At 60.3% G+C, this 20,479-nt stretch carries 17 protein-coding genes and 8 tRNA genes; 16 read left to right on the top strand and 9 right to left on the bottom strand.

Translation table 11 applies throughout. From position 1 onward, the window contains the following. Positions 1-15: 15 nt before the first annotated feature. From I6L49_RS00200 to I6L49_RS00165, 8 genes are all read left to right on the top strand, one after another. A tRNA-Met gene (locus I6L49_RS00200) sits at positions 16-92 on the top strand. Positions 93-100: 8 nt separating this feature from the next. Continuing rightward, a tRNA-Gln gene (locus tag I6L49_RS00195) sits at positions 101-175 on the top strand. Between the two features lie 46 nt (positions 176-221). Then, positions 222-296, top strand: a tRNA-Gln gene (locus I6L49_RS00190). A 46-nt stretch (positions 297-342) separates the two neighbouring features. After that, positions 343-417, top strand: a tRNA-Gln gene (locus I6L49_RS00185). A 39-nt stretch (positions 418-456) separates the two neighbouring features. Next, positions 457-533 (top strand) — tRNA-Met (locus I6L49_RS00180). Positions 534-543: 10 nt separating this feature from the next. Beyond that, a tRNA-Gln gene (locus I6L49_RS00175) sits at positions 544-618 on the top strand. Between the two features lie 39 nt (positions 619-657). Further along, positions 658-734: transfer RNA gene (locus tag I6L49_RS00170), tRNA-Met, on the top strand. Positions 735-742: 8 nt separating this feature from the next. Next, a tRNA-Leu gene (locus I6L49_RS00165) sits at positions 743-826 on the top strand. Between the two features lie 218 nt (positions 827-1,044). Here the strand turns inward: I6L49_RS00165 and I6L49_RS00160 are convergent. Beyond that, positions 1,045-2,877 (bottom strand): SLC13 family permease, encoded by a 1,833-nt coding sequence (locus I6L49_RS00160; RefSeq protein ID WP_216950321.1) that lies wholly within the window; start codon positions 2,875-2,877, stop codon positions 1,045-1,047. Between the two features lie 262 nt (positions 2,878-3,139). On the opposite strand from I6L49_RS00160, the gene pnuC reads away from it, so the two are divergent. The 7 genes from pnuC to nifJ all read left to right on the top strand — a co-directional run bounded on the left by pnuC (position 3,140) and on the right by nifJ (position 11,807). Next, positions 3,140-3,856: a nicotinamide riboside transporter PnuC gene (gene pnuC / locus I6L49_RS00155; RefSeq protein ID WP_005353925.1), complete on the top strand. Its 717-nt coding sequence runs from the start codon at positions 3,140-3,142 to the stop codon at positions 3,854-3,856. A 3-nt stretch (positions 3,857-3,859) separates the two neighbouring features. After that, complete coding sequence (locus I6L49_RS00150; RefSeq protein ID WP_216950320.1) at positions 3,860-4,585, top strand: nucleoside phosphorylase; 726 nt, start codon at positions 3,860-3,862, stop codon at positions 4,583-4,585. 105 nt (positions 4,586-4,690) lie between these two features. Beyond that, the gene (locus I6L49_RS00145) at positions 4,691-5,362 is read left to right on the top strand and encodes a Crp/Fnr family transcriptional regulator (protein WP_216950319.1); all 672 of its coding nucleotides are present in this window, start codon (positions 4,691-4,693) and stop codon (positions 5,360-5,362) included. Positions 5,363-5,405: 43 nt separating this feature from the next. Continuing rightward, positions 5,406-5,723, top strand: coding sequence for a N(4)-acetylcytidine aminohydrolase (gene yqfB, locus I6L49_RS00140; RefSeq protein ID WP_216950318.1), 318 nt, complete (start codon positions 5,406-5,408; stop codon positions 5,721-5,723). 67 nt (positions 5,724-5,790) lie between these two features. After that, positions 5,791-6,192 (top strand): DUF1622 domain-containing protein, encoded by a 402-nt coding sequence (locus I6L49_RS00135; RefSeq protein WP_216950317.1) that lies wholly within the window; start codon positions 5,791-5,793, stop codon positions 6,190-6,192. Between the two features lie 200 nt (positions 6,193-6,392). Then, the gene (locus I6L49_RS00130; protein WP_216950316.1) at positions 6,393-8,033 is read left to right on the top strand and encodes an alpha-glucosidase; all 1,641 of its coding nucleotides are present in this window, start codon (positions 6,393-6,395) and stop codon (positions 8,031-8,033) included. 228 nt (positions 8,034-8,261) lie between these two features. Continuing rightward, positions 8,262-11,807 (top strand): pyruvate:ferredoxin (flavodoxin) oxidoreductase, encoded by a 3,546-nt coding sequence (gene nifJ / locus I6L49_RS00125; protein ID WP_216950315.1) that lies wholly within the window; start codon positions 8,262-8,264, stop codon positions 11,805-11,807. 111 nt (positions 11,808-11,918) lie between these two features. Here nifJ and I6L49_RS00120 read toward each other — a convergent pair whose 3' ends face one another. Next, on the bottom strand, positions 11,919-13,295 hold the full coding sequence (locus tag I6L49_RS00120) for an MDR family MFS transporter (protein WP_216950314.1): 1,377 nt from the start codon (positions 13,293-13,295) through the stop codon (positions 11,919-11,921). A gap of 173 nt (positions 13,296-13,468) precedes the next feature. On the opposite strand from I6L49_RS00120, the gene I6L49_RS00115 reads away from it, so the two are divergent. Next, positions 13,469-14,071, top strand: coding sequence for an HAD family phosphatase (locus I6L49_RS00115; protein ID WP_064339627.1), 603 nt, complete (start codon positions 13,469-13,471; stop codon positions 14,069-14,071). A gap of 84 nt (positions 14,072-14,155) precedes the next feature. Here I6L49_RS00115 and I6L49_RS00110 read toward each other — a convergent pair whose 3' ends face one another. The 7 genes from I6L49_RS00110 to I6L49_RS00080 all read right to left on the bottom strand — a co-directional run bounded on the left by I6L49_RS00110 (position 14,156) and on the right by I6L49_RS00080 (position 20,458). Continuing rightward, positions 14,156-14,416 carry a hypothetical protein gene (locus tag I6L49_RS00110; protein ID WP_216950313.1) on the bottom strand — a complete coding sequence of 87 codons (261 nt, stop codon included), beginning with the start codon at positions 14,414-14,416 and terminating at the stop codon, positions 14,156-14,158. Between the two features lie 234 nt (positions 14,417-14,650). Continuing rightward, complete coding sequence (locus tag I6L49_RS00105) at positions 14,651-15,448, bottom strand: DUF1338 domain-containing protein (protein WP_159144220.1); 798 nt, start codon at positions 15,446-15,448, stop codon at positions 14,651-14,653. Between the two features lie 59 nt (positions 15,449-15,507). Beyond that, positions 15,508-16,977, bottom strand: a complete 1,470-nt coding sequence (astD, locus tag I6L49_RS00100) for a succinylglutamate-semialdehyde dehydrogenase (protein WP_216950312.1) — start codon at positions 16,975-16,977, stop codon at positions 15,508-15,510. A gap of 72 nt (positions 16,978-17,049) precedes the next feature. Continuing rightward, positions 17,050-18,069 (bottom strand): arginine N-succinyltransferase, encoded by a 1,020-nt coding sequence (gene astA / locus I6L49_RS00095; RefSeq protein WP_005334994.1) that lies wholly within the window; start codon positions 18,067-18,069, stop codon positions 17,050-17,052. Between the two features lie 76 nt (positions 18,070-18,145). Continuing rightward, on the bottom strand, positions 18,146-19,363 hold the full coding sequence (locus I6L49_RS00090) for an aspartate aminotransferase family protein (RefSeq protein WP_158112935.1): 1,218 nt from the start codon (positions 19,361-19,363) through the stop codon (positions 18,146-18,148). A 276-nt stretch (positions 19,364-19,639) separates the two neighbouring features. Further along, the gene (locus tag I6L49_RS00085; RefSeq protein WP_151286599.1) at positions 19,640-20,221 is read right to left on the bottom strand and encodes an aminodeoxychorismate synthase component II; all 582 of its coding nucleotides are present in this window, start codon (positions 20,219-20,221) and stop codon (positions 19,640-19,642) included. Positions 20,222-20,242: 21 nt separating this feature from the next. Beyond that, positions 20,243-20,458, bottom strand: coding sequence for a hypothetical protein (locus I6L49_RS00080; RefSeq protein WP_005334997.1), 216 nt, complete (start codon positions 20,456-20,458; stop codon positions 20,243-20,245). Positions 20,459-20,479: the final 21 nt, after the last annotated feature.

The raw sequence follows: 20,479 nt of genomic DNA, 5'->3' as shown, positions 1-20,479 counted from the left end.
ACCGGAAGCAAGGTTGGCTATGTAGCTCAGTTGGTTAGAGCATCGCACTCATAATGCGGGGGTCACAGGTTCGAATCCCGTCATAGCCACCATCTCTAGTTGGGGTATCGCCAAGCGGTAAGGCAGCGGGTTTTGATCTCGCCATCCCTAGGTTCGAATCCTAGTACCCCAGCCATTTTTAAAAGTTCTTTGCCAGTCTCATGACTGTTGAGGAGCGCTGTTGGGGTATCGCCAAGCGGTAAGGCAGCGGGTTTTGATCTCGCCATCCCTAGGTTCGAATCCTAGTACCCCAGCCATTTTTAAAAGTTCTTTGCCAGTCTCATGATTGTTGAGGAGCGCTGTTGGGGTATCGCCAAGCGGTAAGGCAGCGGGTTTTGATCTCGCCATCCCTAGGTTCGAATCCTAGTACCCCAGCCATTTTTCTGTTCTCTTCCACATCAGTGGTTGATAACAAACGGCTATGTAGCTCAGTTGGTTAGAGCATCGCACTCATAATGCGGGGGTCACAGGTTCGAATCCCGTCATAGCCACCATTATTTCTGTTGGGGTATCGCCAAGCGGTAAGGCAGCGGGTTTTGATCTCGCCATCCCTAGGTTCGAATCCTAGTACCCCAGCCATTTTTCTGTTCTCTTCCACATCAGTGGTCGATAACAAACGGCTATGTAGCTCAGTTGGTTAGAGCATCGCACTCATAATGCGGGGGTCACAGGTTCGAATCCCGTCATAGCCACCATTAATATTGCGGAAGTGGCGAAATTGGTAGACGCACCAGATTTAGGTTCTGGCGCCCTAGGCGTGAGAGTTCGAGTCTCTCCTTCCGCACCATTAATAGCAGTACCAAACAGACCAGCTCACGCTGGTTTTTTTGTATCTGAAATTTGCCTCTCCCCAGTTTTTCTCTCGCTCCTCTATTAACCCAGCGCCACGTTAATTCACGTTCACGTCCCTCTTCACTGATTCCGAGCACGCCTTGCCACTCTTGTCTCCCAGCCATAAAAAAGCGGCCCGCAGGCCGCTGGTGCACACATTCATCATCCCGGTTATCAGAACGGGAAGAACCAGGGGATCGCCACCACGCTGACCGCCATCACCAACAGGGTGAATGGCACCCCGATACGGATAAAATCGGCAAACTTGTAGTTGCCCGGCCCCAGTACCAGGGTATTCACCGGTGACGAGACCGGCGTCATAAAAGCGGCCGAGGCGGCGATGGCAATGGTCATGGCAAACGGATAGGGCGATACCCCCATCTGCTGGGCCGAGCCCAGCGCAATGGGCGCCATCAGCACTGCGGTGGCGGTGTTGGAGATAAAGAGCCCGATCACCGCGCAGAGGGCAAACAGGCTGGCCAGCATGACCCGCGGCCCCATCTCCCCTACCGCATTGATCAGACCACCGACGATCAGATCCACCCCGCCGGTTTTTTGCAGCGCCAGCGCAAAGGGGAGCATACCGACGATGAGGATCAGGGTCGGCCAGTGGATCGACTTGTAGGCACTCTCCAGGTCGATGCAGCGAAACTTGCCCATCAGCAGACAGGCGATCAGCGCGGCAATCACGTTGGGCACCGGATCGGTCACCATCAGCAGGATCATCACTCCAAGACAGAAGAGGGCATGAATAGCCTGACTGCGGGCGGGGGCCATCTCGTCCACTTCGGCGGGCAGCCCCATCAGCAGAAAGTCGCGGCTGTGGGTCTGCAGCAGCCGGATATGGCTCCAGTTGCCCACCACCAGCAGGGTGTCCCCCATCTGCAACGGCTCGTCCACCAGCTTGCCTGCCAATGCCTCGCCATCACGGCGCAGCCCCACCACACTCAGGCCATAGCTGGAGCGGAAGGTCACCTCACGCACGCTTTTACCCAGCAGCTTGGACTCGGGGATCAGCGACACCTCGGCCATCCCCACCTCCCGCGCCTGATCGGAGAAGTACTCCCCGCGCAGGATCATGGGTTCGAGCCGCGCCTCGGTGCAAAACGCCCGCACATCCACCTCGGGGTCTGACATGTCGATCAGCAGCACATCCTTCGCCTGAAATTCACTGATCCCCGACACCGGCACCATCACCCGGCGAAACTTGCGCCAGCGCTCCACCCCGATGACGTGGGCACCATAGCGGGCACGCAGTTGCAGCTCGTCCAGGGTGTGACCAATCAGCGGGGAGTCCGGCCGCAGCGCCAGACGGCGGGCCCGCCCGGCCAGCCGGTAGTCACGGATCAGATCGCGCAGGGTACGGCGCCCGGTCGGCTTGCCCTTGCCCTCTTCCCCCTCACCCACCAAAGAGCCGCGCACCAGCAGCATGTAGAGGATGCCCAGCCCCAGGATCAGCACCCCCATGGGGGTGAAATCGAAGAACCCGAAGCCGTGAATGCCATGGCGCATCAGTTCACTGTTGACCACCATGTTGGGGGGCGTGGCCACCAGCGTCATCATGCCGCTGATAAGCCCGGCAAAGCCGAGGGGCATCATCAGGCGGCCGGCGGGGATGCTCATCCGGTTCGCCACGCTCAACACTACCGGGATGAAGATTGCCACCACCCCGGTGCTGCTCATCACAGCCCCCAGACTCGCCACCGCCACCATCAGCAGCACCAGCAGTTTGGTCTCGCTGCTGCCCGCCACCTTCACCAATGCATCCCCCACCTGATAGGCGATGCCGGTACGCACCAGCCCCTCACCCACCACAAACAGGGCGGCAATCAGAATGACGTTGGGATCGCTAAAGCCCGCCAGCGCCTCCGGCAGGGTGAGGGTGCCGCTCAGCACAAACAGGATGACCACTCCCAGGGCCACCACGTCCATGCGCACCTTGTTGGTCATGAAGAGATAGATGGCACCCGCCAGCAGACAGAGCACCCAGACAAGCTCGGAATTCAATGCAACCTCCTTTTATCACGTGATTCTCCTCCCGGAGAGTGGACTCTATCAGACCACAGCCATGGCGCTATCATCTTGTTACATATCAATAAAGTCCGGCCAGCGGGGGCACCATAACCCATACTGCTGGAATAACCGGGCAGCAGCGGCGATTTCTTTGATATGGGCCAAGCCCGGGGCGGACAAAAGTCCTGCCCCTCCTCCCCCTCACCCCTTAGAATGGCGCCCTCGCATACTAACCCTCATGCCCAAGGATCAGAAAATGAGCATATTCGAGCTGTTCAGCATCAATAACACGCTAGTGACCATACCGCTGGGTGGCGGCTATGCCATGTCATGGATTGAAGCCATCGGCACCCTGTTCGGGCTGGCCTGCATCTGGTTCGCCAGTCAGGAGAAGACCATCAACTACCTGTTCGGTCTGATCAACGTCAGCCTGTTTGCCATCATCTTCTTCCAGATCCAGCTCTACGGGCTGTTGATGCTGCAGCTGTTCTTCTTCTGCGCCAACGTCTACGGCTGGTACGCCTGGACCCGCCCGGCCAACGATCAGGGGGATACCCTGCAGATCCGCTGGCTCAGCAGATCCAAACTGATGGTGACCGCCGCCGTGAGCGTACTGGCCATCGCTCTGCTGACCCGCTATATCGACCCGGTCTTCGCCACCCTGGCGCGCACCTCGGTCTCCCTGCTCAACCTGTTTGGTGCCAACCTTGCCATCCCCGAGCCCTCCCCCGATGCCTTCCCCTTCTGGGATGCCAGCATGACGGTGCTCTCGGTCGTCGCCCAGATCCTGATGACCCGCAAATACGTGGAGAACTGGATCCTCTGGGTCGTCATCAACATCATCAGCATCGGTGTCTATGCCGCGCAGGGCGTTTACGCCATGTCGCTGGAGTACCTGATCCTGCTGTTTATCGCCGCCAACGGCACTCGCCTCTGGGTGATTGCCGCCAAGCGCCAGCCACAAGGTCTGTAAGCCATGAGTCTGTTACCCCATCTCCAGTGCCGCCCCGAGCAGATTGCCGAGCGTGTGGTGTTGTGCGGCGACCCGGCCCGGGTCGATCGCATCGCCAGCCAGCTCGGCGAGTGCGAAGTGCTGGGCCAGCACCGGGAGTTTCGTCTCATAAATGGCCGTTATCAGGGAGTGCCCATCACGGTCTGCAGCACCGGCATCGGCGGCGCCTCAGCCATCATAGCGCTGGAGGAGCTGGTGCAAGCCGGTGCCCACTCGCTTATTCGGGTCGGCTCCGCCGGTGCCCTGCAGCACGACATCGGCCTTGGCGACCTTATCGTGGTAGAAGGCGCTGTGCGCAATGAGGGGGCCTCACAGGCCTATCTGCCCGCCGAGTACCCCGCCTGCGCCGATATCTGGCTGCAGGCCGCCTTGCTCAACCATGTAGCGACCGGCAGCCAGCCTCATTGGCACGGGCTGGTACGCTCCCACGACAGCTTCTATCGGGATGACGAGCAGGAGGTGTGCCGCTACTGGCATGCCCGTGGCGTGCTCGGCGCTGACATGGAGACCGCCTCCCTGCTGACCGTGGGCCGCCTGCGCAAGGTGCGGGTCGCCGCCGTGCTCTGCAACGTGGTGCTATTCGAGCAGGATGTACAACAAGGGGTGGCGGATTACGCCAGCGCCGAACAGGCGATGATGGCCGGTGAGCAGCAAGCCATCGCCGCCGCCCTCCACGCTCTGGTGCAATAAGCCGCAAACCGTTAACTGCGGCACATCCGCTACCGTGCGGGCTGGTATCCGGCCCGCACTCTTGCTAGCCTCATGGCCCTCGTCATCCGGTGCGACAGGCAAGTCATGCAGCAACAGCCCTACCCCCTCGGCCGTTTTCACGCCGAACTCCAGCAGCTTGAACCCCGCTTTGCCGCGGCGCTCGACGCCTGCACCCTGTTTCTGCGCCGTTACCTGCCGGGCGAATTGATCATGCGGCAGGGGGAGCAGAGCGAGCAGCTCTATCTGGTCGAACGTGGCCGGGTCTCCCTCAACAGCACGGTACACTCTGGCCGCCGCTTCCAGCTCGGCGAGATTGAGTGTCACAGCCAGATCTTCGGTGAGATGGAGTTCTTCAGTGCCACCCCGGTGCAGTGGAACGTGGTGGCCGAGACCGAGCTGGACGCCCGAGTCATCTGTGCCCACAAGCTGGCCCAGCGGCTGCTGGCAGAACCTGAGTTGACCCTCTTTTTCGCCGCTGCACTTGCCAGCGACTATCTCGATACCCTGGAGATCACCACCAGCCGGCTGCTCCACCCCATTGCCTACAACATCGCCTATGAGTTGTGGCGAGAACGCCAGCGCACCCCCATGCTGGGGTCACGCAAGCGCGCCCATGAGGCAGCGCGCTTCGGCACCACAGAGCGGGTCTACCGCCGCGCCCTCAAGGAGCTGGTCGAACAGGGCATAGTTGCCGACGGCAGCGATGGCCCTGTTATCGCCGATCTGGCCAGGCTGCGCGCCTATCTCGACCTTTGATTTCCATTCACCTCATTTCGATTAACCCTGTCAGGAGAGAGCCATGTCTACCCATCCCGAATTCACCTTCTTCAGCCGCTTCGTCGCCGATATTCAGGCGGGCCGCAAGACCATCACTATCCGCGACGAGAGCGAGGCCAACTGGCAGCCCGGCCAACGTCTGGCGCTGTTTACTAACCCGGAGCACCAGCCCTTTGGCACCATAGAGGTGCTCTCCGTCAACGCAATAGCCTTCGATGAACTGAATGACGAGCACGCCCGTCAGGAGAACATGACCCTCCCCGAGCTCAAACAGGTGATCCGCGATATCTACCCCAATCTGCCGCCGCTCTATGTGATTGAATTCAAACTGATTGCCTGAGCCGGATTTGGCCTTTGCCGAGCGATGTGTTAATAGTGTCCTCTTTTGAATCATGGAGGTGACCCGAGTGTTTGAGATAGCGAGCCTGAGAGAAGGGATGATGCACGGGGTCGAGCTGTTCCAGCTGCTGCTGGAGATCATCTCCAGCGCCTGTGTGGTGATAGGGCTTGGCAAGACCCTCTGGCTGGCGGCACGGATGGAGGATCACGAACCGGGTTTTCCGCGTATTCGCCTCTGTTTTGGCAGCTGGCTTATTCTGGCGCTGGAGTTCCAGCTCGCCGCCGACATCTTGGCCACCACAGTCGCGCCAAGCAAAGAGGAGCTGATCCGCCTTGCCATCATCGCGGTGATCCGCACCTTCCTGAACTACTTCCTCGGCAAGGAGCTGGAGGCACAAGCGGAGCGCCAACAAGAGAAGGCAGAGCGCCAGCAGGAGCAGCGCAACGAGCAGGCCAAGACTGCTCAATAGCCTGTATTCCTGCAGAGTATCAGCGCTAAGTGCCGTGCCATCCCGACCATAGCCGTGGCCCGGGATGGCACCTTTGTGACCCTTCCCGCACTTTTGGCAATCAGCCAACAATGGAACCCTTCTCAAGGTTTCCCCTGCCCTGTTGACTGCCTGCTCATCTGGGTAAGATAGAAAATCTCTTCCCCCAACCGGCCAAGCTGATGAACCCGCAACCCCGCCATACGCCCGATATCGACCTCGATAGCTGTGTCATCTACCAGATCTACCCCATGAGTTTTCAGGACAGCGATGGCGACGGCATGGGCGATATCAACGGCATCCGTCAGCGCCTCGACTATCTGGCCACCCTCGGGGTCGATATGCTCTGGCTCACCCCCATCTATCGCTCCCCCAAACGGGACAACGGCTACGATGTGGCGGACTACCGTGCCATCGACCCCGCCTTCGGCACCCTGACCGAGATGGAGCAGCTGATAGCCGAAGCGGCCGCCCACGACATCGGCATCATGATGGATATCGTTGCCAACCACACCTCCACCGAGCACGAGTGGTTTATGAAGGCACTGGCCGGGGATCCCCGTTATCAGAGTTATTACGTGTTTCGCGACCAAGCCTTCGTTGACGCTCACCCCATTACCTCGATTTTTGGCGGCAGCGGCTGGCAGTATGTGCCGGAGCTTGATCGCTACTACCTGCACAACTTCGATCCCAGTCAGGCCGATCTGGACTGGGACAACCCGGCGGTGCGGGCCGAGATGGCAGAGGTGATCAACTTCTGGCTGGGCAAAGGGATCAAGGGATTTCGCTTCGATGTGATAGACATGGTGAGCAAGGAGTGGGACCGGCTTGCCATGAGCAATGGCCCGCGCCTGCACGACTATATCCGCGAGCTCAATGCCGCGAGCTTCGGCGGCAAGGGGATCATTACGGTGGGGGAGACCTGGGGAGCCGATCTCGCCCATATGCAGAACTATTCGAACCACGATGGCAGCGAGTTCAGCATGGTGTTCAACTTCGAGCATCTGGGGCTGGGCAGTGACAAGTGGTCATCCCGCTTCGACCCCCTCGCCTTCAAGCGAGCCATGGCCCGCCACCAGCAAGGGCTACATGGCCGTGGCTGGAACAGCCTGTTTCTCGGCAACCACGACCTGCCTCGCGCCGTCTCCCGCTTTGGCGATGACAGGCCAAAGTGGCGGGAAACCAGCGCCAGGCTGTGGGCCATGGTGCTGCACATGATGCAGGGCACCCCCTTCATCTATCAGGGGGAGGAGCTCGCCATGACCAACCGCCACTGGCAGCCGAGCGAGCTGCGCGATGTGGAGGCCATCAACTACTGCGCCAGCCACTCAGGGCTGGATCCTGCCGAGCTGAGTCGGCGGCTCGATGCCATTGGCCGCGACAATGCCCGCACCCCGATGCAGTGGGACGCCGGCCCCCACGCCGGATTCAGTACGGCCACGCCCTGGATTGTCCTCAATGCCAACCACGTCGAGATAAATGCTGACGAGCAGCTGGCCCGCCCCGACTCGCCGTTTCACTGCTATCGCCAGCTCATCGCCCTGCGCAAGGCTCACCCTGTCGTTCGCTACGGCAATTTTGAACTGCTGGATGGGGATGATCCCGAGCGCATCGGCTATCGCCGCCACTGGCAGGATCCGGCCAGCGGAGAGCGGCACACCCTGCTGCTGCTCGCCAATCTCACGGCGAACCCCTTGCCGATGCCCCACTTCGACAAAGTGACAGACGGAATGCGGTTGTTGCTGGCCAATTACCCAAGCGAACCGATGCAGCTCTTCGCCCCTTATCAGTGCGCCATCTGGCTGCAAGTGGATCGGGGTTAACCCCGTGCTGACGGGCCATGTCAATGGCCCGTCAACCACCTCCCGTTGGCTGTCAGCAGAAAATCACGCACCCACGCAGCGGGATTAAATTAACCACTATTACTGACTTATTAATTGATTATTTATCCCGTTTGATACGCTCTTATTGCCCCTCTTACTATGCCTGCGACCTATCCATTGCCGATGCAACTATCGGCCTTCAAACTGGCATAGCAAAGTGGAAAACAGATGATCACCACAGACGGGAATAACGCAGTCGCCTCGGTGGCGTACCGCACCAGCGAAGTCATCGCCATCTACCCCATCACCCCCAGCTCTGCCATGGCTGAGCAGTCGTCGGCCTGGTCGAGCGAGCGGGGCAAGAACCTGTGGGGGGATGTGCCCCGGGTTGTCGAAATGCAGTCGGAAGGGGGGGCCATCGCCGCCGTCCACGGCGCCCTGCAGACCGGCGCGCTGGCGACCTCGTTTACCTCGTCGCAGGGTTTGCTGCTGATGATCCCCAACCTCTACAAGCTGGCGGGTCAGCTCATCCCTTTCGTGCTGCATGTGGCAGCACGCACCGTGGCGACCCATGCGCTATCGATCTTTGGCGATCACTCGGACGTGATGGCAGTGCGCCAGACCGGCTGTGCCATGCTCTGTGCCAGCAATGTGCAGGAGGCGCAGGACTTTGCCCTGCTCTCCCAGATAGCGAGCCTTAACAGCCGCCTCCCCTTTATCCACTTCTTCGACGGCTTTCGTACCTCTCACGAGATTGCCAAGATAGCGCCGCTCGCTGACGACACCCTGCGCGCCCTGCTGCCCGCAGATGCCATCCGTGCTCATCGTGACCGGGCGCTCACCCCCGACAAACCGGTCATTCGCGGCACCGCTGCCAACCCGGACACCTATTTTCAGTGCCGGGAGGCGAGCAACCCCTGGTATGACGCTGCCTATGGTCATGTGAGCGAAGCGATGCAGACTTTTGGCAAGCAGACCGGCCGCCACTACCGGCCGTTTGAATATGTCGGCCACCCGCAGGCGGAGCGGATTGTGGTGCTGATGGGCTCAGCCATCGGCACCTGTGAAGAGGTGATCGAGCGCCTGCTGGCCCAAGGGGAGAAGGTAGGTCTGGTGAAAGTGCGGCTGTTCCGCCCCTTCTCGGCCGATCACCTGTTGGCCGCGATTCCCGAGAGTGCCCGCTCCATCGCCGTACTGGATCGCACCAAGGAGCCGGGCGCACAGGCCGAGCCCCTCTATCTCGACGTGATGACGGCGCTGGCCGAAGCGGTCAGCCGGGGCGAGCGGGCAAGCCTGCCACGGGTCATCGGCGGCCGCTATGGCCTCTCTTCCAAGGAGTTTGGCCCCGCCTGCGCGCTGGCGGTGTTTGCCGAACTGGCGCAAGAGAACCCGCGTCCGCGCTTTACCGTCGGCATCTTCGATGACATCACAGGTCTCTCGCTACCGCTGCCCGCGCTGGATTCACAAAGCCTCATTCACGGCCAGCAACACAAGCTGGAGGCGCTCTTTTACGGTCTTGGCAGCGATGGCACCGTCTCGGCGGCCAAGAACAGCATCAAGATCCTCGGCAACCACACCGACCTCTATCCGCAGGGCTATTTCGTCTACGACTCCAAGAAGGCGGGCGGCCTCACCGTCTCTCACCTGCGAGTGGGCGAGCGGCCGCTGCAATCGGCCTATCTGGTGGAAGAGGCCGACTTTATCGGCTGCCATCAGTGGCAGTTTGTCGACAAGTACCGGATGGCGGAGCGCTTGAAAGCAGGCGGCATCTTCCTGCTCAACACCCCCTATAGCGAGGCCGAGATCTGGCAGCGGCTGCCCAGCGAGGTGCAGCATGCCCTGCGCGAGAAAGAGGCGCGCTTCTACATCATCAATGCCGCCAAGATTGCCCGCGACTGCCAGCTCGGCAATCGCATCAATACCGTGATGCAGATGGCCTTCTTCCAGCTCAGCGCCATCATTCCCCCCGAGGAGGCTACCAGCCTGCTGAAACAAGCCATCGCCACCAGCTATGGCAGCAAGGGGCAGACGCTGGTTGAGCGCAACTGGATGGCACTGGAGGCAACCTGCGCCGCTCTGACCCGAGTGCCTCTGGGTGAGCTGGATCCCGCCTGCTGCCCCCGCCCGCCGGTGATCTCGGCCAAGGCCCCCGATTTTGTCCAGACCGTCACCGCCGCCATGCTGGCGGGGCTGGGTGACAGCCTGCCGGTCTCCGCCTTCCCGCCGGATGGCACCTGGCCGGTTGGCACCACCCGCTGGGAGAAGCGCAACATCGCCAAGGAGATCCCCATCTGGGAGGCGGAGCTCTGTACCCAGTGCAACTACTGCGTCGCCGCCTGTCCCCACTCGGCCATTCGCGCCAAGGTGGTGGAACCGGATGCACTGGCCGCTGCTCCCGCCACTCTGGATGCGCTGGATGTGAAATCCCGTGACATGCGCGGCCAGCAGTATGTGCTGCAGGTGGCGCCGGAGGATTGCACCGGCTGCAATCTCTGCGTCGAGGTGTGCCCGGCCAAGGATCGCAGCAACCCGGATCGCAAGGCGATCAATATGGCTTCACGCCTCGATCACCTCGACGAGCAGAAGGCCAACTACGACTTCTTCCTCGACCTGCCAGAGCGCAGCGCCGAGCAGCTGGAACGCATCGACATCCGCACCTCCCAGCTCATCTCGCCGCTGTTTGAATACTCGGGCGCCTGCTCCGGCTGTGGCGAGACTCCCTACATCAAGCTGCTGACCCAGCTCTATGGCGATCGGCTGCTGATTGCCAACGCCACCGGCTGCTCGTCCATTTATGGCGGCAACCTGCCTACCACCCCCTACACCACCAACGCCGACGGGCGCGGGCCAGCCTGGGCCAACTCGCTGTTTGAAGATAACGCCGAGTTCGGACTGGGCTTCCGTCTTACCGTCGATCAGCACAGGGAGCGGGTGCGCCGTCTGCTGGCGAGCCTGGGCGACACCATCCCGGCAGCGCTGCGCGAGGCGCTCGGCGATACCACCCTGCCGGTTTCCGAGCAGCGGGCCCATATCCAGCAGTTGCGAGTGTTGCTGCAGGAGAGCAAGGCCCCAGAGGCCCTTGAACTGGCTCGCGATGCGGATTATCTGGTGGAAAAATCGGTCTGGCTCATCGGCGGCGATGGCTGGGCCTACGACATCGGCTTTGGCGGGCTCGACCATGTGCTGAGTCTGGGGGAGAACATCAATGTGCTGGTGCTCGACACCCAGTGCTACTCCAACACCGGCGGCCAACAGTCGAAGGCAACCCCGCTTGGGGCCATCACCAAGTTTGGCGAGCAGGGCAAGCGCAAGGCACGCAAGGATCTCGGGGCCAGCGTGATGATGTATGGTCACGTCTATGTGGCGCAGATCTCCCTCGGCGCCCAGATGAACCAGACAGTGAAGGCAATTCAGGAGGCGGAAGCCTACCCGGGCCCCTCGCTCATCATCGCCTACAGCCCCTGCGAGGAGCATGGCTACGACATGGCCGAGAGCCATGAGCAGATGAAGCAGCTGACCGCCACCGGCTTCTGGCCGCTCTACCGCTTCGATCCGCGCCGTGCTGACGAGGGCAAACTGCCGCTGGCGCTCGACTCGCGGGCCCCCAATGCCTCGCTGGCCGAAACCTTGCGCCATGAGCCCCGCTTCCAGCGGCTGGAGCGCCAGCTGCCTGAGGTGGCTAGCCAGCTCTATGAAGAGGCGGAGCAGGAGGCCAATCGCCGCTTCGCCTGGCTGAGCCAGCTGGCGGGCAAGGAGGGGCCGGCGCAGGAGTAATCTGCGAATGGCTTGATGGCAACAGCCACTCTATTCGCCAAATAACAATCAGGGCTCCCCGCGGGGAGCCCTGATGCTATCTATGGTGAGCCAATGTCGGCGCAGGCCTGATCAGGCACTGATGGAGGCCAGCTCGTGGCGCTTCAACGCCAGCAATGTGATGAGCAGCGCCAGCGTGGCGATCAGTGCCATGCCGATATAGGTCGCGCTGAAGCCCGGGGCCAGCAGATCGGGGGCAAGTCGGCTCAGATCGCCATCGCTGCCGGCTGGCAGGCGGAAGTGGAACAGCATGGAACAGATGGCCACGCCGACGGCACCGCCAAGCTCCCGCCCGAAGTTGAACAGCGACATGCCGATGCCGCGATCCTGCCGTGGCAGGGCATTCTGTACCACCACCGAGAGGGCGGGCAGCACCAGACCCAGACCGATACCGGCAAACCCGAGCGCCAGTCTGACCCAGGCATCGAAGTGGATCTGCCACAGCGCCACCGCCGCGAGGCCAAAGCCCACCGCAACAAAGCTCTTGTAGTGACCGGTGCGCCCGATGAGCTTACCGCCGACAAAAGCCCCGGCGGTGATGCAGATCATGAAGATGACCATGATGGCGCCGCTCTCGCTGGCGCCCATCCCCTTCTGCCACTGCATCTGCAACGGCAGATAAACCAGCACGGCAAACATCAGCAGCTGGGAGAGCATCACCAGCAGCACGCTCACCAGATAGCCGGGCAACCGGGCCAGATGGGCAGGCAATATGGGGTCGTGGGCACGCCGCTCAATCAGAATCAGCAACAGCAAGGCAACACCCAGCGCCGCCGAGAGCCAGACGGCGGGCAACGCCGCCTCCGGCGAGAGCAGCAACAGGGTGAGCGTGGTGACGGTAATCAGCAGACCCGCCCCCTTCCAGTCGAAGCGACTGTGGCGACGTACGTTGAGCTGCTTGAGGTTGCGGTTGATGAGAAAGACCGCCAGCGCCCCGAGCGGCAGGTTGATCCAGAAGATCCAGCGCCAGCTGAGCTGCTCGGTGAAATAACCGCCAAGCAAGGGGCCAGCGATGCTGGAGACCGCATAGACCGCCGAAATGTAGCCCTGATACTTGCCCACCTCTCGCGGCGGAATGGTATCGGCAATCACGGTAAACGCGAGGGCAATCAGACCGCCGCCCCCCAGCCCTTGCAGCACCCGTGCTGCCAGCAGGGTCGGCAAATCCTGAGAGAGCGCGCAGGCCACCGAGCCCGCCAGAAACAGGCCGATGCCGATATTGAGCATCCGTACCCGGCCAAAGAGATCGCTCAGCTTGCCGTAGAGGGGCAGCACGGCGGTAGCCGCCAGCAGGTAGGCGGTGACCACCCAGGTGAGGGCAGCACCGGCATGCAGCTCGGCGCCAATCATGGGCAGCGGGGTGGTGACTATGCTCTTTTCCAGTGAACCGAGCGCGATCACCAGCGCCACACTGGAGAAAATAGTTTTGGGGGATATTTTCGAGGTCATAAGCGGACTCGCTGATCTGATATGCCAAAGTATCCGGCAATGAACGGATTATTGTCTCACAAATCAGCAAGAGATAGAAAAAACGGCGGCCACAATCTACCCAACCATGAAGCCGATCCCACAAAGTGCCGAGCGTTTCTGCTAGCCTGCCCTATTTGATTCTAGGAGCCCCCATGAGCGAGCGTGAGCAGTACGGGTTTGATCACTACGATGCCCTGATTTTCGATATGGATGGCACTTTGGTAGATTCCATGCCCCTTCATCTGGATGCGTGGGAGCTCACCTGCGCCGAATTCGGCATCCCTTTCGAGCGGGAACAGCTCTATCAGTACGGCGGCATTCCCACCCGCAAGATCATCGCCATGCTGGCCGAGCAGCAGGGGCTGACGGTGGATGTCGAGGCTTTTACCCGTCGCAAGATTGCCCTCTATATGGAACATATCGACAAGGTCAGCGTCTTTCCCAAGATGTGGGAGCTGGTCAGGCACTATCACGGCAAGGTCAAGATGGGGATTGGCACCGGCTCACCGCGCAATCAGGCGGACTCCATCCTCAAAAGCACCGGACTCGACGCCTATATCTCTGTGGTGGTCAGCGCCGATGATGTCACCAACCACAAACCGCACCCTGATACCTTCTTGCGGGTGGCCGAGCTGCTCGGTGCCAATCCGGCCAACTGTCTGGTATTTGAAGATACACGGATCGGGCTTGAGGCTGGCAAGGCGGCGGGGATGGATACCGTGCTGGTTATCGAAGGTGATCTGCACCAGCGCTAAACGGCTCAGGGCAAGCAGGCAAACCGATAGGATGGTGCCATCACAGTGGCACCATTTTTTGTTTACGTGAGCCTGGCGGCAGCGTCAGTGCCCGGACAGAGTTGCGATCACCGCCGGAATAGCGGCAACCGTCAGACAAAGGGCGTTGGCCTGCGCCTCATCCTGTAGTGCCTGATGAGTGCGAAGCAGCTCAAGAGCTTCGGCCGGGGTATCTGCAAAGGTGGGGGCGGCGATGGCGGCAAATCCCTGTTCGACCAGTTGACGACGCTCATCGCTATAGCTGAGCGCATTGGCATCTAGATAGGTAAGCGCCTGACCCTGCTTGAAAAAGTGATAATTAGGCATCGATTGGCCCCGCAAAAATAAAGCGCCATTCTACTCCTTTTTGCTCCGCCGCCCGCGTCAATCCGTGTCGTCTAAAGTGATCTAGTTCACATTTTTATCAACAAATTCTCACCTATTAGGCGCCGTCCAAATTCCCTCTTCACGCGGCGTCAGACAACACCCGATACCATCACTCTGCGCCAAACAAAACGCCTCCACAAAGGAGGCGTTGCGACTGAAACAGGGTGGCTCCCGTTACATGGCATTCGTCGATTCGAAGATCTTGTCCGCCGAGGCCTCGACGAAGCCCGGATAGAGCACGCCATCGGCTTGCGGATAGCGCAGGGCAAACTCGTAGAAGCAGCTCGGGATGGTACGCACCCCATCGCTGAACGGCACCTCTGCTTTGTCGGCCATGGTGGAGGATTGCTCCAGCATCACCTGCGGGTCCCCTTTCACCTCGCCACCCACGCTGTTGAGCACGAAACCCGCCGCCTTGAGCGCCGCATTGACCTGATGGATGGTGTCAAAATCCTTCAACTTGTTGATATTGACCGTGAAGTGGTTGGCACGATAGCCCCATGCTGCCATCCATGCCGCGTACTCGCTCTCCGCCAGCAGGGTCTGATAATCGGCATAGGAGACCTGCCAGGGGGCACCGGTGTAGAGAAATGCTGGGGTATCGGTCAGATGATCGGGCACCTGATCGGCCAGCTTGTGGATGATGGCCTGCGCAGCCGGAGAGAGCTCTTCCACCTTCAGCTCGCTGATAAACACCTTGGGAGCATCGGGATCCTTGTGCTCAAAGTGCTTGGCATAGAGCTTCTTGGCCTTGAAAACGTACTCGCCCTTCTGCTCGTAACCGAGCGCCAGGAAGTGGGCGGCCAGCTTCTCCAGCCCCAGCTTGGGCAGGTTGTAGGTACGAAACGCCACGTGATCGTTGACGATGGGCTCGCCGCCCCCCAGCAGGGTATGCACCTTGAGGGCGCTCGGGGTCACCTTGATGTAGTTGTCCCACAGATGGCTGAACAGGGTGTCGATATCCTTTTGCATCTCTCTTTCCTTTGATTGCGGGTACAGATGGGGGCACCGCTGGATGCCCCGTGTCGTTATCAGAAGCGCAGGCCGGGCGACAGTTGATCCGGCATGGCAGCCTTGCTGTCTTCGACGGAGGCAACCGGATACGCACAGTAATCAGCGGCATAGTAGGCGCTCGCTCTGTGGTTGCCGGAGGCACCCACGCCACCAAACGGCGCGGCACTGGAGGCGCCGGTGATGGGCTTGTTCCAGTTGACGATGCCGGCGCGGATCCGCTTGAAGAAGTGGTGCCAGTCCGCCTCCTTGTCCCCCAGCAGACCGGCCGAGAGACCGTAGCGGGTGGCGTTGCCCTGATCGATGGCAGCATCGAAATCATCGTAACGAATGAGTTGCAGCAGCGGGCCGAAGTACTCTTCGTCCGGCAGCGCGCTCACTGAGGTCACGTCGATAATGCCCGGGGAGACAAAGCCTGTGCCCGCTTCCAGGTGCTTGAGGGTAAGCAGGCTCTCGCCACCGAGGCGCTGCAGGTTGGCTTGCGCCTCGACCATGCCCTGTGCTGCCTTCTCGCTTATCATCGAGCCCATGAACGGCTGCTCGGCGGCGTCATAGAGGCCGACCTTGATCTGGCCGACCACCTCGATCAGTCGCTTGACCAGGGCATCGCCCCGCTCGCCACGCTCGACAAACAGACGGCGGGAACAGGTGCAGCGCTGACCAGAGGTAATAAACGCCGACTGGACGATGGCATGGACGGCGCCGTCGATGTCGCTCACCTCTTTCACGATCAGCGGGTTGTTGCCGCCCATCTCCAGCGCCAGAATTTTTCCCGGCTGACCGGCAAACTGTTGATGGAGGAAATGGCCGGTACGGGAGGAACCGGTAAAGAAGAGGCCATCGATATCGGGGTTGCCAGCCAGCGCCTTGCCAGTCTCGACCTCCCCTTGCACCAGATTGAGCACCCCCTTGGGCAGCCCGGCCTCCTGCCACACCTTGACCATGGCCTCGGCCACCATGGGTGTCAGCTCGGAGGGTTTGAACACCACGGCGTTACCCGCAATCAGCGCCGGGACTATATGGCCGTTGGGCAGATGGCCCGGGAAGTTGTAGGGGCCGAACACCGCCACCACACCGTGGGGCTTGTGACGGACAAACGCCTTGGCGCCCGGCATGGCATTTTCAACGGTGCCGGTACGCTCGTCGTGGGCACGGATGGAGATGGCAATCTTGCCCTGCATGGCGGCTACTTCGGTGCGGGTCTCCCACAGCGGTTTGCCTGTTTCACGGGCGATGGTCAGGGCCAGCGCCTCTTTCTGCTCGCCGAGCAGGTCGGCATAACGACGCACTATGGCCAGACGATCCTCAAGGCTCATGTCCGCCCAGTGGTAGAAGGCGGCACGGGCGGCCTTGACGGCGGCATCCACTTGCGCCGTGCTGGCGGCAGCCCCCTGCCAGATCACCTCGTTCTTGGCCGGATCGGTTGACTCGAACGGCTTGCCTTCACCGGCAAGCCACTGACCGTCGATAAATTGCACTAACTGGCTCATCCATTCACTCCCTGTCGCTGACAGGCAGCCTCGGCTGCCTGTCTGATAATCGGTTTGCTTGTCCTGTTTGTCTCAGTCGAGGTCGACCACCCGCACCATGTCGCCATCCTGCACCTTGAGTGCCGCCGCCATCTTGGGCGGAATGATGGCTTCATGCTTGTCGAGATCGACCCGGATATTGCCGTAGCAGGCGCGGTAATGTTCGAAGCGGCTGTTGCAGATAAGGTGGGTCTTGCCACCGATAGGCTCGCCCACCAGCACCCGCAGCTTCTTGCTGCGGCGCACGCTGCGAATATTCTTCACGTCGCACTCGACGGTGGGGCCCGCATCGAAAATATCGACGTAGCCACGGTTCACGAAGCCCTCGTCCTGCAGCATCTTGATAGCCGGGCGAGTCTTCTCGTGGGTCTGGCCGATAACGGCCCGCGCCTCTTTGCTCAGCAAATTGACGTAGATGGGGTACTTGGGCATCAGTTCGGCGATAAAACGCTTCTTGCCGATGCCGGTCAGATAGTCGACGGTAGGAAAATCCATCGAGAAGAAGTGGGTCTGCAGCCACTCGTAGAAAGGGCTGTGGCCGTTGGCATCGGAGACGCCACGCATCTCGGCGAAGACGGTCTCGTCAAACAGCTCGGGGTGCTCGGCCATAAACAGGAAGCGGTGCTTGGAGAGCAGGCGGCCGTTGAGCCCCTCGCGGGCACATTCGCGCAAGAACAGGGTGCAGAGCTCGGAGTTGCCGGTGTAGTCGTTGGAGAGGGTCAGGGTTTCAACGACGTTGTAGATGCCGAGCTTGGGGGAAGAGTGCACCACCTTGCCGATATGGTAGTTGTAAAACGGCTGGGAGAGGCCAACCGCGGCATCGATAGCACAGGTGCCCACCATCTCGCCGGTCTCCAGATCCTCGGCCACGAAGAAGTAGAGGCAGTCCCCCTTACCGGCGGGCTTGTCGGAAAAAGTCTGGGTAGAGGCGTCAATCTTGCGCTGCAGCAGCTCATCGTTGACGGGCAACGAGGTCATGCCGGTGCCGGACTCGATGGCGCAGGTCTTGAGCCCGGCAAAATCTTTTTGCTCGATGGGACGGATAACCAACATAAATGACAACTCCCTTTCATTGACGACAGGTGGGGTCCCGGCTCCTGCCGGGAGAGCTCCCCACCTCAATTTGGAATCAGGCGTTAACCACCTGGGCAACCGCCTTCTCGAAGCGGGCCAACCCTTCCTTGATGTCCGCTTCCGGGATCACCAGCGAAGGAGCAAAACGAACCACGTTGGTGCCGGCAACCAGCGCCATCAGCCCCTGATCGATGGAGGCCAACAGGAAGTCGCGCGAGCGCCCCTTGTAGGCATCGCTCAGGGCCGCGCCCAGCAGCAGACCCTTGCCGCGGATCTCGCTAAAGCAGTGGTATTTGGCGTTGATTGCTTCAAGGCCATCGCGGAACAGCTGTTCGCGCTGCTTGATGCCAGCCAGCACCTCCGGAGTATTGATCACGTCGATCACCGCCTCGGCGACCGCACAGGCCAGCGGGTTGCCGCCATAGGTAGAGCCGTGAGTGCCCACTTTCAGGTAAGAAGCGATTTCGTTGGTGGTCAGCATGGCGCCGATGGGGAAACCGCCCCCCAGCGCCTTGGCGCTGGTGAGGATGTCCGGCGTGACGCCCAGACCCATATAGGCATAGAGATCACCGGTCCGGCCGACGCCGGACTGCACTTCGTCATACACCAGCAGGGCATTGTGTTTGTCGCACAGCTCGCGCACCCCTTTGGCAAACTCGTCGGTAGGACGAATGATGCCCCCCTCCCCTTGCAGCGGCTCCATCACCACGGCGCAGGTGTTGTCGGAGATCACTTCGGCCAGCGCCGCCAGATCGTTGTAGGGTACGTGGGTAATGTCACCGGGCTTGGGACCGAAGCCATCGGAATAGGCTGCCTGGCCACCGACGCTGACGGTAAAGAAGGTGCGGCCATGGAAGCCCTGATTGAAGGCGATGATCTGGGTCTTCTGCTCGCCAAACTTCTCGATGGCATAGCGGCGTGCCAGCTTGAGGGCCGCTTCATTTGCCTCGGCGCCTGAGTTGCAGAAGTAGACCTTGTCGGCGAAGGTGGCGGCAACCAGCTTCCTGGCCAGACGCAGGGCCGGCTCGTTGGTCATGACGTTGGAGAGGTGCCACAGCTTCTCGCCCTGGGTTTTCAGAGCCTCGACCAGCTTGGGATGACAGTGACCCAAACCGTTGACGGCGATGCCACCGGCGAAGTCGACATACTCGCGCCCTTCCTGATCCCAGACACGTGACCCTTCACCACGCACCGGGATGATCTTGGCGGGCGCATAGTTGGGAACCATCACTTCATCAAACACTTCACGTGTCACTGCCAACAACTCTGACATATAGCTCTCCTTCGATTCGGCGACAGAATAATCCACCGCCCAAAAGTTAAATCCGTGTAAACGTGACGGGATTATCACAGAAATAAAGTAAAAAGTCTGTAACAAGACGGCCTATAAGGAACAATGTTCGATTGCTCTTGAGATTTTAGGCAACAGCATTGCATAACGACTCAGGGGGGCTTGGCAAGAGATAATTTGGGCAGGAGAGGGGGTGAATAAAGTGTCAGGGAAATTTTTTTTGCCTTCTCTCTAACTTGAGAAGGCGATCACAACTTTTTATGAACGCGCCAGAAAGTTGGCCAGTAACTGATGGCCCTGCTCGCTCAAAATGCTCTCCGGATGGAACTGAACACCCTCGACAGGGAGCGTCTTGTGGCGCAGCCCCATGATCTCGTCAAACGAGCCATCGGCATGCTCGCTCCAGGCGGTGATCTCGAAGCAGTCGGGCAGCGTGTCGCGCTCCACCACCAGCGAGTGGTAACGGGTCACCCGCAGCGGGTTGTTGAGCCCCTTGAACACCCCCTCATTGCAATGGCGGATGAGCGAGGTTTTGCCGTGCATTACCTGACGGGCACGCACTACGCGGGCGCCGAAGGCCTGCGCCAGCGACTGATGACCGAGACAGACGCCGAGAATGGGCAGCTTGCCAGCGAAGTGGCTGATAGCATCGAGAGAGATCCCCGCCTCATTGGGCGTACAGGGACCGGGAGAGATCACCAGAAAACGGGGGGAGAGCTGCGCTATGGCATCAAGCGTCAGTTCATCATTGCGCTTGACCACAACCTCTTGCCCCAGGGCGCCGAAATATTGCACCAGATTCCAGGTAAAAGAGTCGTAGTTATCGATCAACAACAGCATGAGATAACCAACAGCGGAGAATTAACGATCGAGATAACGACCCTGTTCCATTTCCCGTTCACGCTGACACTCGGCCAGATAGATGGCGGCAGCAACGGCAGGGGTTTTATGGTGCTTGTCGATGGCATTGGAGACCATCAACTGCAGGGTATTGAGGTTTTTCGCCTTGCGAAATTTACGTAGCCAGTGACCTTTGTCACTCAGCTCTTCAGCAGAAATAGTTGGTTGAACAGGCATGCTTTCTCTTGGGGATATTAC

It is taken from the genome of Aeromonas sp. FDAARGOS 1419, from assembly GCF_019047045.1.
Classification (GTDB): domain Bacteria; phylum Pseudomonadota; class Gammaproteobacteria; order Enterobacterales; family Aeromonadaceae; genus Aeromonas; species Aeromonas veronii.
This window is presented reverse-complemented; position numbering and strand designations above follow the sequence as displayed.

Bases quoted from the DNA above. Each gene is read 5' to 3' on its own strand.
- pnuC (WP_005353925.1), top strand. From the start codon at position 3,140: ATGAGCATATTCGAGCTGTTCAGCATCAATAACACGCTAGTGACCATA.
- I6L49_RS00150 (WP_216950320.1), top strand. From the start codon at position 3,860: ATGAGTCTGTTACCCCATCTCCAGTGCCGCCCCGAGCAGATTGCCGAG.
- I6L49_RS00145 (WP_216950319.1), top strand. From the start codon at position 4,691: ATGCAGCAACAGCCCTACCCCCTCGGCCGTTTTCACGCCGAACTCCAG.
- yqfB (WP_216950318.1), top strand. From the start codon at position 5,406: ATGTCTACCCATCCCGAATTCACCTTCTTCAGCCGCTTCGTCGCCGAT.
- I6L49_RS00130 (WP_216950316.1), top strand. From the start codon at position 6,393: ATGAACCCGCAACCCCGCCATACGCCCGATATCGACCTCGATAGCTGT.
- nifJ (WP_216950315.1), top strand. From the start codon at position 8,262: ATGATCACCACAGACGGGAATAACGCAGTCGCCTCGGTGGCGTACCGC.
- I6L49_RS00120 (WP_216950314.1), bottom strand. From the start codon at position 13,295: ATGACCTCGAAAATATCCCCCAAAACTATTTTCTCCAGTGTGGCGCTG.
- I6L49_RS00115 (WP_064339627.1), top strand. From the start codon at position 13,469: ATGAGCGAGCGTGAGCAGTACGGGTTTGATCACTACGATGCCCTGATT.
- I6L49_RS00110 (WP_216950313.1), bottom strand. From the start codon at position 14,416: ATGCCTAATTATCACTTTTTCAAGCAGGGTCAGGCGCTTACCTATCTA.
- I6L49_RS00105 (WP_159144220.1), bottom strand. From the start codon at position 15,448: ATGCAAAAGGATATCGACACCCTGTTCAGCCATCTGTGGGACAACTAC.
- astD (WP_216950312.1), bottom strand. From the start codon at position 16,977: ATGAGCCAGTTAGTGCAATTTATCGACGGTCAGTGGCTTGCCGGTGAA.
- astA (WP_005334994.1), bottom strand. From the start codon at position 18,069: ATGTTGGTTATCCGTCCCATCGAGCAAAAAGATTTTGCCGGGCTCAAG.
- I6L49_RS00090 (WP_158112935.1), bottom strand. From the start codon at position 19,363: ATGTCAGAGTTGTTGGCAGTGACACGTGAAGTGTTTGATGAAGTGATG.
- I6L49_RS00085 (WP_151286599.1), bottom strand. From the start codon at position 20,221: ATGCTGTTGTTGATCGATAACTACGACTCTTTTACCTGGAATCTGGTG.
- I6L49_RS00080 (WP_005334997.1), bottom strand. From the start codon at position 20,458: ATGCCTGTTCAACCAACTATTTCTGCTGAAGAGCTGAGTGACAAAGGT.